The organism is Streptosporangium sp. NPDC001681, assembly GCF_040298085.1.
In the GTDB taxonomy this organism is placed as follows: domain Bacteria; phylum Actinomycetota; class Actinomycetes; order Streptosporangiales; family Streptosporangiaceae; genus Streptosporangium.
This window is the reverse complement of record NZ_JBEOZN010000206.1, coordinates 1-11,547: the sequence shown is the minus strand read 5'-3', so window position 1 is coordinate 11,547 and position 11,547 is coordinate 1. Positions and strand designations below refer to the sequence as shown.

Sequence of the window (11,547 nt, the reverse complement as noted above, 5' to 3'; positions counted from 1 at the left end):
GGCCCCCGCGCTGCCGGGGGCCCGCGGGGCGGCCAGCTCGGTGAGGCGCCCGGTGAGCTCCTCGTGCTCGCGGGTGAGCTCACCGATGCGGTCGTCGTCACCGTCGAGCTCCGCGACGCGTGCGGCGGCCCGAGCGGCCCAGGCGAGCACCTCTGCGGTGTCCTGGCCGTACCTGCGGATGACATGGATGAGCGCGGCCCGCCGCTCCTGCACCGCCGCGAGCCGACCCGGATCCGCGTCGATCGACTCGGCGTACGCGGCCAGCTCGGTGGCGACGTCGGAGATCAGGTAGCCCGCCTCGGCGAGCCTTTCGGCGATCCCGGCGAGCGCCGGGTCGAAGTCGCGCACCGCCTCGACCGCCGTGCGGGCCTCGCCGACCAGCGCGATGGCGTCCGGCATGGCCTGCTCACCGGACATCGGGTCACCGAGCAGCGCCCGGTGCGCCGTCTCGGCGGCACTCCGGAGGGAGTCCGCGTGGGAGAGCCGTTCCTCCTCCTCGCGCAGCTCGGTCTCCTCGCCGGCCTTGGGGTCGGCCCTCTCGATCTCACCGAGCCCGAACCTGAGCTGGTCGGCCTCCTGGGCGCGCTCCCTGGCTCTGGTGGTCAGCTCGGCCAGCTGCTCCGCGATCTTCCTGTGCCGCTTGTACGCCTGCTCGTAGGCGCGCAACGGCTTGACCAGTTCCTCGCCCGCGTAGCGGTCGAGAGCGGCGCGCTGGCGGCCGGGCTGCAGCAGCCGCTGCTGGTCCATCTGGCCGTGCACGGCCACCAGGTCCTCGGCCAGGTAGGTGAGCGTGCCGACGGGGACGGTGCGCCCCCCCAGCCAGGCACGGCTGCGCCCCTCGACGGAGACGGTCCGAGAGATGATCAACTCGCCGTCCTCGACCTCGCCGCCCACGTCCTGCACCTGCTGCGCGACCCGTCCCGCCGGGTCGACGATCAGTGTGCCCTCGATGGTGGCCCGCTCGGAGCCGGGACGGACCCGGGCGGGATCGGCCCGGCCGCCGAACAGCAGCCCCAGACCGGTCACCACCATGGTCTTGCCCGCACCCGTCTCGCCCGTGACCACGGTGAATCCCGGCGATAGCAGCAGGACGGCCTCGTCGATCACGCCGAGCCCCTGGATGCGGACCTCCTCGACCCTAGGTCGCACTGGTCCCTCCCGTCACATCGAATTCACCGAACATCAGTGCGGTGCGCGGGCACGATCCTACGCGCTTGAGACGTCACCCGCCCTGCCGTACTAGGGCCTCACCCGTCCGCGCCACCCCTGTACAGGGAGATCGAACTTGGCGACCAACCTGTCGGTGAACGGCGCGCCCGTGTCCTCCAGACCGTGCAGCCGAGCCAGTCGTACCGGTAGCTCGGCCCGCCGCAGTTCCACCCTCGCCCCGGCGGGCAGGTCGAACCTGCGGCGCCCGTCGCACCACAGCACCGCTCCCGCGGTCTCCGTCTGGACCTCCAGCGCGAGCCTGGAGCGGGGCGAGACCACCAGGGGCCGGGAGAACAACGCATGGGCGCTGATCGGCACCAGCAGCAGCGCCTCCACCTCGGGCCAGACGACCGGCCCTCCCGCGGAAAAGGCGTACGCGGTGGAACCGGTCGGCGTGGCGCAGATCACCCCGTCACACCCCCAGCGCGACAACGGGCGCCCGTCGATCTCGGCGACCACCTCGAGCATTCTCTCGCTCTTCTCGACGGTGGCCTCGTTCAGCGCCCAGCTGTCGGCCAGCAACTTGCCGTTGAGGCGGGCGGTGACCTCGATGGTCATCCGCTCCTCGACGTCGTAGCGACCTTCCACCACGCTGTCGACCGCGACCGCCAGGTTCTCCACCTCGGCCTCCGCCAGGAAGCCCACGTGTCCGAGGTTCACCCCCAGCAGCGGCACGCCGGCCGGGCGGGCGAACTCGGCCGCCCGCAGGAGGCTCCCGTCGCCGCCGAGCACGATCATCATCTCGGCGTCGTCGACCGCCGCCGAACCGGCGGGCACCACGTCGGCCCCGGCGCAGGCGATCTCGTCGGCCTCGGCGCTGAGGACGCGCACGGTCAACCCGGCGTCCAGGAACCGCTGGATCACCATCCGGGCGCTGTCGACGGCCGCCGGCCGGCCGGTGTGCGCGGTGACCAGCACGACGCGCTTGGCAGTCATCTCATCTCCTCGAGCGTGGAGACCCCGAGCTCTGGCTCTGGGGAGGAAGTCCAACTCAGCTCTTCCAGTGTGGGTGCCCCGAGTTTCGGCTCCGGGCAGGATGTCAGGTCGCGCTCTCCCGGGTCGCCCGCTACCGGGGCCCCTCCGCCACCGCTCGCTCGATCTCGGCGCCGAGGTCGGCGACCGGCGGAGCCCCCTCCCCCTTACCCAGCCAGATGACGTACTCGACGTTGCCCGACGGGCCGGGCAGCGGGCTGGCGGTGACCCCTCGCACGGTCAGGCCGAGCGCCCGCGCGGCTTCGGCCACGTCCTGCACGGCCTCCGCGCGGAGCGCGGGGTCGCGGACGACGCCGCCCGCGCCGACCCGCTCGCGGCCAACCTCGAACTGGGGCTTGACCAGCATCGCGAAATCGGCCCGCTCGGCGGCGCAGCGCACCAGGGCGGGCAGCACCAGGCGCAGCGAGATGAAGGAGAGGTCTCCGACGACCAGGGTGGGCGCCTCGCCGACCATGTCCGGCGTCAGGTCCCTGACGTTGACCCGCTCCATGACCGTGACCCTGTCGTCGGTCCGCAGTGACCACGCGAGCTGGCCGTAGCCGACGTCGACGGCCAGCACGTGGGCCGCACCGCCGCGCAGCAGCACGTCCGTGAAGCCTCCGGTGGAGGCACCGGCGTCCAGGCAGCGGCGCCCGGCGACCGTGAGGCCGAGGGGACCGAATGCCTCCAGCGCGCCGAGGAGCTTGTGCGCCCCTCGCGAGACGTAGTCCGGGCCCTCGGCCGCCTCCACCACCACGATGGCCGAGGCGGTGTCGACCTGGGTCGCCGCCTTGGCCGCCACCCGGCCGCCGACGCTGACCCTGCCGGCCTCGATGAGCTGGGCCGCCTGTTCCCTGGACCGCGCCAGCCTCCTGCGGACGAGTTCGCTGTCGAGGCGTGCCCGCCGGCTCACGGGTGCCGGTCCGGGACGTCGTTCACCGAGGCGAGCGCCTGCTCCAGTCCGGTGAGCACCTCCTCGAAGACGTCCGCGTGCGCGGAGACGGGCAGGGCGCCGAGCCGGGCGAGCCCGCCCAGCGCGGCGTCCGCCCGCTCGTCGCCCGTCTCCTCAAGCAGGTCCGTCATACGCCCCCTCCGGATCCTCTCCTGGTCGTCTCGGCCGTCGTGGCCGTCTCGGCACCCCTTGCCGCCGCACGGACGCGACGCTCACCGGCCCCGTGCCCGTGAATTCCCCGACCGTATCGGAACCCGCGTCCCCCGTCGCCCCGGCGGGCCTCCCCGGTTCCGTCGCCTCCCGCCTCCCTCCGCCCCGGCGTGGGCCAGGAGAGCGGATTCTTCAAAGCTGGGTAAAGCGCGAACTATCGCGGGGGTCTCGCGCGTTGTCATCTCGTTAAGGTCGGCGGCCGCCCAAGCGCACCCTCCTCGGGGTTTCGTACGCCGCGGTGTACGCCTCTTTCCCGGCACACCCCGCGCCGGATTGCATGCCGTACCCATGTGGAACGCTACCGTCCGTACCTGAAAGGGATTCAGGCCGGTCCGGAAGAGAAGGGAGCGCCACGCGATGGCGACCGTCGACGAGTGCCGGGCGGCACTGCGCAAACTCGCCGAGCAGTTCGACGAGGTTGACCAGGCAAGCCGCGCCAAGCACGTGGTCGAGCGCAGTATCAGCTGCCACATCAAGGATCTCGGCGTGACCTTTTACGGTCGCATCCACCACGGCGGCCTCGGCCCCTTCGAGGATCAGCCCTCGGACGACGGCAGGGAGGCCGAGGTGAAGCTGACCATCGGCAGCGATGATCTCGTCGCCCTGGTCAACGGGGAACTCGATATGGGACGGGCCGTGTTCGGCGGCCGGGTCAGGGTCGACGCCAGCTTCGGAGACCTTCTCCGCCTGCGCAAGCTTCTCTGAGGATCCCGCCCGAGGGCGGGATCACCTGAGGGGAGAGGCCGCCTGGACGAAGGTGGCCCTCTCAGCCGGCGGGCGAGAGCGCGGAGTCGAGTGCCGCCTTCACCGCGTCCTCGTCCGCCCGGCCCTCCCCCGCGGCCTCCCAGGTCGCGGCTGAGGCGGCGCGGAGGCCGTCGAGCGGCTCACCTCCACCCTCAAGGGTGAGGGCACCCCCCTCCCAGCGGGCCGTCCACCCGTCGCAGGTCCACCCGTCCCCGGCCCGCCGTACCTCGGGATAGGGCCGGTGCAGTGCGGACAGATCGCCGGCGACATAGGTCGGCCGGTGCCGGGGGGCGGCGGTCAGCACGTCGAGCGCGCTCGCCACCCCCGTCAGAACCAGCAGGCTGTCGACTCCGGCGTTGGTCGCCCCCTCGATGTCGGTGTCGAGCCGGTCGCCGACCACCAGGGGCCGCCGCGATCCGGTACGGAGCATCGACTCCCGGTGCAGGGGCGGCTCCGGCTTGCCCGCGACGATCGGCTCCACCCCGGTCGCCGTGGCGATGACCCTGACCATCGCGCCGTTGCCGGGAAACTCGCCTCTACCGGTCGGCATGGTCGAGTCGGCGTTCGCGGCCACGAAGAGCGCCCCCTCCCGCACCGCGAGTGTCCCCTCGGCCAGCAGGCCGTAGGAGAGGTCGGGGGCTATGCCCTGGACGACCGCGACCGGGCTGTCCAGCGCGGTGCTGACCGGACGCAGACCATGGGCGCGCAACGCGGTGCGCAGTCCCATCCCGCCGACCACCAGCACCGCGGCACCCGGTTCGACCCGCTCGGCCACGAGCCGTGCGGCGGCCTGGGCGGAGGTGACGACGTCGTCGGGGGTCGCCGGAGCACCCAGCGCGCTCAGGTGCTGGGCGATGGCGCCTGGGGTGCGTGAGGCGTTGTTGGTGACATAGGCGAGGCGCACGCCACGCTCCGCCGCCCGGCGTAGCGCCTCGGGCGCCCCGGGTACGGCGTCGCGCCCGAGATACACCACCCCATCGAGATCAAGGAGGAGGGTGTCGTACAGGTCGATCAGCGCATTCGTGTCCACTGACCTATTTCATCACCCACGTTCCATTGCTCGCACAGATCACATACGGATCACATCCGGCGGGCCCGTAACGTGGCGCGCACACTTTTCAAAGCGGAGACGTAGTGCCGCTGGTCGGGCCGCATCGCGACGGCGATGGCCAGCGGCTCCTGGGCTCCCTCCATGTCCCCGGTCCGCCACAGGGCGAGCCCGAGACCGAAATACGCGTAGTCCTCGGCTGGATTCGCATCGATGATCCAGCGAAAGCTGTCGACCGCGTCGGCGTACTGCCGGGAGTTGAACTGCGCCCGGGCGAGAGCCTCACGGATGCTCCGGGACTCCGGCTCCGCGTAGGCCGCCCGCTCCAGCAGCGCGGCAGCCGCCGCCGGGCTCCCCTCGGCCAGCAACCTCATCCCTCGTTGAAACCATTCGTAGACGTCCCCGACCGGAGCGCCCGTCTCGGGGTTGGGGGAATCAGACGGACCGCTACGTCCTTGGACCATTGTGTGAGGCCTCCTTCATCGACAGACGACAGATCTGGCCGACTCCCTGACGGGACCGGGCACCACCGCAGCCTCGAGACGGCGCCCGGCCGTTTCAGGCCTTTATGGCAGCATGCCCTCTATGGCGAATCCTGAACTGCCGGTGCCCGGCGGGCTGGTGCTACGCCCGTTCCGCGGCGTACGGTTCACGGTCGACGATCTGGCCGGGGTCACCTCACCGCCTTACGATCTCATCGACGAGGCGGGCGTACGGGAGTTGCTCGACACCCACCCCAACAACGTGGTGCGTTTGATCCTTCCCGGCATCGACCAGCCCAGGTACGCCGAGGCGCGGGAGAGGCTTCAGGAGTGGCTCTCCTCCGGAGTGCTGGCCGCCGACGAGACACCCGCGATCTACGTCTACGAGCAGTCCGGGCCCGGGATCCTGCAGCGCGGACTCATCGGCGACGTGGGCCTGGCGGGGCCGGACCAGCACATCGTCCTGCCGCACGAGAACGTGATGCCCGGACCGGTCGCCAACCGGCTGGCGCTGATGCGCACCACGGAGGCCAACCTGGAGCCGATCTTCCTGCTCTACGACGGCGCGGGCGGCGCCGCCACCCGCCTCGTCGACCGGACCGCCACATCCCGGCCTCCGCTGGCGGAGGCGGTGACCGGCGACGGGGTCAGACACCGGCTGTGGGCCGTCACCGACACCGGTGAGCTCGCCTCCATCAACGCCGATCTCCGCCCTCGCCAGGCCCTGATCGCCGACGGGCACCACCGCTACGCCACCTACCTCGAACTCCAGCGGGAACACCACGCCTCAAGGCCCGCAGAGCCCGGGCCCTGGGATTTCGGTCTCGCACTCCTGGTGGACTCCGGCGCCTACCCCCCGCATCTGAAGGCCATCCATCGGGTCATTCCCGAACTGCCGCTCGGGGAGGCGCTGGCCAAGGCCAGGGACTCCTGGCAGGTACGGGAGCACGCGGGCCTGGCCGAGGGGCTGGCCGCGCTGGAGGAGAGCACCGGACCGGCCTACCTGTTGTCCGGCGGGGGCCCCACCTACCTGCTCACCGACCCCGACCCCGACCGGCTCGCGCACGCCATGCCGACCGACCGCTCGGCCGGATGGCGGGCGCTGAACACCTCCATCCTCGCGGAGTTCCTCCTGCCGAAGGTGTGGGGGATGCGGGACGACGAGCGTTCGGTGCGCGTCGTCCACCACGATCCGGAGGCCGCCACACAGCTCGCGCGGGCCTCCGGCGGGACGGCGGTGCTGCTGCGCCCGCTGGCGGTCGAGGACGTGCTCGCGATCGCGGCCCGGGGAGAACGGGTGCCCCGCAAGTCCACCTCCTTCGGCCCCAAGCCCCGCACCGGCCTGGTCCTGCGTCTGCTCAGCACTTCGGCCCAGAACCCGCCCACGAGCGGCCCGGCCCCCCAGGAGGCCGGGGCTTTGAGCGACTCCGAGGTCTCTGGCTCCCGGAGGTCCGAACAGTGACCGAGATCACACGGTCACCCCGGAGACGACAGCTCAGCGGCCCGCACAAGCGGCACCGGGTCGCTTGCCCGCGACATCTTTCTTCGCGTACGGAAGCGAGCGACCGAGGACGACTCTCTACGATGTGAGCTGCACCGGAATGGCCGAATACCGTTCTGGGGACGCCGGTTCCAGTTATGAGGTGACCTGTGGACAACATCACCGCCCTCGGCGGCGACGTCTATGAGATCGACACGAGGATGGCCGGATACTCCAGTATCACGGCCGGATACCTGATTCTCGGAGATCGGCCCTGCCTGGTGGAGACGGGTACCTCCACCTCGGCTCCCGTGGTACGCGACGCCCTGACCTCGCTGGGCGTCGGCCCGGCGGATCTCGCCACGGTCGTTGTCACGCACATCCACCTGGACCACGCGGGCGGAGTCGGGGACATCGCCGGTTTCTACCCGGACGCGGAGATCGTGGTTCACGAGAAAGGCGCCCGGCATCTCGCCGACCCGTCCAGGCTGATGGCCAGCGCGCGAATGGTCTGGGGCGACAAGCTGGACACCCTGTTCGGCGAGCTCTCCCCCACCGAAGCCTCACGAATTCGCGCGCTAGGCGACACGGGCAGTGTCGACCTCGGCAACGGACGCACGCTGAGCAGCCACTACTCCCCGGGACACGCCAAACATCACGTGGGGCTCATCGACTCCGGCACCGGTGACCTCTACGTCGGCGACGCGGCCGGGGTCTACCTTCCGGAGACAGGTGATCTGCGCCCCGCCACCCCCCCGCCGGACTTCGACCTGCGGACCGCGCTGGACTCGATCGCCCTGTTCAAGGCACTGGGCCCACAACGACTGCTCTTCAGCCACTACGGGCCGGTCACGGACGTGGAAGAGATTCTAGGACGCTCCGCCGAGGAGTTGCGCGTCTGGGTCGACCTGACCCGTCAGGCCCGCGCGCAGGCCATGGACCTGGACCACGCGGTGGCCATGGTCAGGGAGCGGACCCGTGACCGCTATGCGGCGCTGAAGGCGGACGAGGCCACCGCCGAGCAGTTCGAACTGCTGAGCGGCGCCCCGTCCAACGTGGCTGGAATCCTGCACTGGCTGGACCGGACAGAGTCGTAAGGACGCGTCCCCCGGGCCCAGGACCGCACTGGAATCGCCATTTCGGGTGAACGGGCCGTTCGCCCGTTCACCCGAAATACGGCGAAGTCCCCCGGGGAGCTACTTCTCCTCGGGCTTGCTTCGGCGATTCTGGCCCTGCTCGTCGGCCTCGTCCCGATCGTCGTGGATATCGGGGGCATCGCGGAGAATGTCGCCGAAGTCAGGTTCGATGAAGGCCGGCTCGACAGCCAGGTCGGCCTTTCCCTCCTTCTCCTGGACCTTCCGCTCGATACCCGCCGTTCCGTTCGCGTCGGGAGCGCCGTTGTCCAGGGCGTCACCGATCACGGGCTTTCCCGTGCCGAACGCCTCCTCGTAGAGATCGTCTTCGTCCTCGATGTCCGCGTCCAGAGTCGCCACGTCGTCGATGTCGACCTCGTCGATGACGTCGTCGGCGTCGATCTCGTCATCGGCGTCGTCATCGGCGTCGTCCAGGAAGCGGTCGTCGTCGACGGCTTCCTCGTCCTGGAACTCGTCGTCCTCTTCGAGATCCTCGATGACGGCCCCGGTCAGCTCCGCGTAACGCTCGGCCGCATCGGTCTCGCCCTCCTCGTCGAAAGCCATCGCCCGGCCGAACCACTCGGTGGCGGGCCCCTCGTGACCCGCCTCGAACAACGCGTCGGCGTAGGCGAAGGCGAGACGGGCCGACCAGGGCTGAGGACGCGTGTCGCGCAACTCGGGAAGGCGCTGGAGGGTGATGACCGCGGCATCGTTCTGGCCGAGATCACGCCGGGCGCCGGATTCCACGATGGCGAGCTCGATCTTGCCGGCGCGGTCGAGCCGCTCGGCCTCCTTGGAGCGGACCAGGTCGAGGGCGCGCTCGGGGCGGCCGAGGCCACGCTCGCAGTCCGCCATGATCGGCAGGAACGAGTCAGAACCCGTCATCCGGCGGGCCGCACGCAGGTCACTGAGTGCTTCGGAGAAGTGGCCGGCATGGTAGGCCGCGATACCGACCGCCTCGCGGATCACTCCGATCCTGGCCGCGAAGCGGCGGGCGACCTTGGTGTGCTCGTACGCCCGCTCCGCGTCGTCCTCGCCCAGAGCCCTCTCGGCTGCCACGAGGTGGCGAGAGATCAGCTCCGCGAGGTCGAGCGGGAGGGAACGGAGCTCCTCACGAATCTCCTTGTCGAGCTCCTCCGCGGTGATGTCCGGGGCAAGCTCGGGCAGTTCCTCACGCTGGCGGCTGGGAGCCTCGTCACGGCCACCGGGCCGGTCATCCCGGCCATAACGGGTGCGTGACCCCTCACCATCGCGGTCTCCCCGGTAGCCGCCAGCGGGACGGTCGTCACGGTTGAACGGCCTGCGCTCACCACGGTCATCGCGGTTGAACGGCCTGCGCTCACCACGGTCATCGCGGTTGAACGGCCTGCGCTCGCCGCTGTCGGGACGCGAACCGTAACGGCTACGAGCCTGGTCACGGTCACCGTACGAACGACGCTCCCCACCCGGACGATCATCGCGGTTGAACGACGGACGCTCCCCACCCGAACGGTCGTCACGGTTGAACGGCCTACGCTCACCACGATCATCACGGTTGAAGGACGGACGATCTCCCCGGTAACCACCACCCGGACGATCATCTCGGTCGAACGGCCTACGCTCACCACGATCGGGACGCGAACCATACTGACCACGCGACTGATCGCGGTCACCGTACGAACGACGCTCCCCACCCGAACGGTCATCGCGGTTGAACGGCCTACGCTCACCACGATCATCGCGGTTGAACGACGGACGCTCCCCACCCGAACGATCATCGCGGTTGAACGGCCTGCGCTCGCCGCTGTCGGGACGCGAACCGTAACGGCTACGAGCCTGGTCACGGTCACCGTACGAACGACGCTCCCCACCCGAACGGTCATCACGGTTGAACGGCCTACGCTCACCACGATCATCGCGGTTGAACGACGGACGCTCCCCACCCGAACGGTCGTCACGGTTGAAGGGCCTGCGCTCACCACGATCATCACGGTTGAAGGACGGACGATCTCCCCGGTAACCACCACCCGGACGATCATCTCGGTCGAACGGCCTGCGCTCACCACGATCGGGACGCGAACCATACTGACCACGCGACTGATCGCGGTCACCGTACGAACGACGCTCCCCACCCGAACGATCATCGCGGTTGAACGGCCTACGCTCACCACGATCATCACGGTTGAACGACGGCCTGTCCCCGCGGTCACGGGCTCCGTAGGAACCGCCTCGGGGCTGGTCGCGATCACCATAGGAACGCTGGTTGTCACCACGCGGTCCCGAAGACCTCTGCCCACCGCCCGGCCGGTCGTCTCGGTTGAAAGGAGGACGACCGGAACCACGGTCGTCACGGTTGTAGGACGGCCTGTCGCCGCGGTCACGAGAGCCGGAAGAACCGCCCGGGCGCCACTCTCGGCGCTCACCATATCGGGGGCCGTCTCCCGGACGTCCCCTGTAGCCACCTGCGCGATCGCCGCGGTGACCTCCCTGACCGCCAGATCCGCGGTTCTCGCCCTCTTCGCGTCGACCCGCGCCTTCAGGCCGGTTGTCACTGTTCACTTCTGGTCCATTCGTTGGCTCACTCTGCGAGCGCATCCCATCTCCTCGATCGGATGGGACGGTTCGCTGTGCGGGCGGTCTCCGGCCGCGGGGTGCGCCCCGTTCGCTATCGCTGCCCCGCCCTATCGTGGTCTGGCGCGACGAAGGCCACCCGCTGGTGGGGTGGCCCGGCCTCTCCAGCCTAGCAAGCCATCGAAACTCCATACGCCCTTCTCCGGTACCCGTAAATGATCACGAACGTCGTGGCGCAGTCCATTGCCGGATTTCAGAGCGCTGCGGAGTGTCCGGTCCCCGCCTGCCACCGCAGGTTCGGCAGAGCAGAGGGGCGCTCAGCTGAGGCTCTCCCCGACGGCGAAAGAACTCCAGCGGCCCGTGGAGGCCTTAACCGGAACACGAGCGGCTGGCTTTTCCATCAAGCCCCTACTCCTGGGATGATTTCCGCATCTCCCAGAAGCACCTTTCGGGACTCTCCTTGGAAAGCATGAGAAACACTGGCCGACGGTTCGGATTCCAGTGCGTGGAAACACCAAGAACGCCCACCGACCGGCGGGAGTCCAGGTACAGCCCCTTGATCGAAGGCTCCCCGGAAACCACTACGAACCGGTAAGAGCCGAGGTCGGCCCCCCTTACCCGGAGCCCACTGAAAACCCCAGAAAAACCCCGCAAGCCCCTTTCCGGAAGCTCCCCGGAAAGCACGAAGGCCCCCACCAAAGGTGAGGGCCCTCATGAAAGATTGTCCGGCGGCGACCTACTCTCCCACACCGTCCCCGGTGCAGTAC

At 69.8% G+C, this 11,547-nt stretch carries 11 protein-coding genes; 3 read left to right on the top strand and 8 right to left on the bottom strand.

The annotated features are described in order from the left end of the window. The 4 genes from ABT130_RS45245 to ABT130_RS45230 all read right to left on the bottom strand — a co-directional run. On the bottom strand, positions 1 to 1,149 hold a 1,149-nt coding region (locus tag ABT130_RS45245; RefSeq protein WP_350966148.1), incomplete at its 3' end, for an AAA family ATPase. A 90-nt stretch (positions 1,150 to 1,239) separates the two neighbouring features. Beyond that, positions 1,240 to 2,145, bottom strand: coding sequence for an NAD kinase (locus tag ABT130_RS45240; RefSeq protein ID WP_343968981.1), 906 nt, complete (start codon positions 2,143 to 2,145; stop codon positions 1,240 to 1,242). A 130-nt stretch (positions 2,146 to 2,275) separates the two neighbouring features. After that, complete coding sequence (locus tag ABT130_RS45235) at positions 2,276 to 3,094, bottom strand: TlyA family RNA methyltransferase (protein ID WP_350918723.1); 819 nt, start codon at positions 3,092 to 3,094, stop codon at positions 2,276 to 2,278. Next, complete coding sequence (locus tag ABT130_RS45230) at positions 3,091 to 3,264, bottom strand: hypothetical protein (protein WP_350966147.1); 174 nt, start codon at positions 3,262 to 3,264, stop codon at positions 3,091 to 3,093. The genes ABT130_RS45235 and ABT130_RS45230 overlap by 4 nt, the downstream gene beginning before the upstream one ends. Before the next feature lie 436 nt (positions 3,265 to 3,700). Between ABT130_RS45230 and ABT130_RS45225 the strand changes: the two genes are divergently transcribed. Then, positions 3,701 to 4,048 (top strand): SCP2 sterol-binding domain-containing protein, encoded by a 348-nt coding sequence (locus ABT130_RS45225; protein ID WP_350918717.1) that lies wholly within the window; start codon positions 3,701 to 3,703, stop codon positions 4,046 to 4,048. A gap of 61 nt (positions 4,049 to 4,109) precedes the next feature. Here ABT130_RS45225 and ABT130_RS45220 read toward each other — a convergent pair whose 3' ends face one another. Both ABT130_RS45220 and ABT130_RS45215 read right to left on the bottom strand, forming a co-directional pair. Further along, a complete protein-coding gene (locus ABT130_RS45220; RefSeq protein ID WP_350918714.1) occupies positions 4,110 to 5,117 on the bottom strand; it encodes an HAD-IIA family hydrolase in 1,008 nt (335 codons plus the stop codon). A gap of 50 nt (positions 5,118 to 5,167) precedes the next feature. After that, entirely contained in the window at positions 5,168 to 5,509 is a 342-nt protein-coding gene (locus tag ABT130_RS45215) for a tetratricopeptide repeat protein (RefSeq protein ID WP_350966146.1), read from the bottom strand. 211 nt (positions 5,510 to 5,720) lie between these two features. Between ABT130_RS45215 and ABT130_RS45210 the strand changes: the two genes are divergently transcribed. Together ABT130_RS45210 and ABT130_RS45205 are read left to right on the top strand one after the other, a co-directional pair. Next, positions 5,721 to 7,079, top strand: a complete 1,359-nt coding sequence (locus ABT130_RS45210; RefSeq protein WP_350966145.1) for a DUF1015 family protein — start codon at positions 5,721 to 5,723, stop codon at positions 7,077 to 7,079. A 188-nt stretch (positions 7,080 to 7,267) separates the two neighbouring features. Beyond that, complete coding sequence (locus tag ABT130_RS45205) at positions 7,268 to 8,194, top strand: MBL fold metallo-hydrolase (protein WP_350966144.1); 927 nt, start codon at positions 7,268 to 7,270, stop codon at positions 8,192 to 8,194. A 99-nt stretch (positions 8,195 to 8,293) separates the two neighbouring features. Here the strand turns inward: ABT130_RS45205 and ABT130_RS45200 are convergent, their stop codons facing one another. Beyond that, positions 8,294 to 9,289 carry a hypothetical protein gene (locus ABT130_RS45200; RefSeq protein ID WP_350966143.1) on the bottom strand — a complete coding sequence of 332 codons (996 nt, stop codon included), beginning with the start codon at positions 9,287 to 9,289 and terminating at the stop codon, positions 8,294 to 8,296. 14 nt (positions 9,290 to 9,303) lie between these two features. Further along, positions 9,304 to 10,761 (bottom strand): hypothetical protein, encoded by a 1,458-nt coding sequence (locus ABT130_RS45195; protein ID WP_350966142.1) that lies wholly within the window; start codon positions 10,759 to 10,761, stop codon positions 9,304 to 9,306. Positions 10,762 to 11,547: the final 786 nt, after the last annotated feature.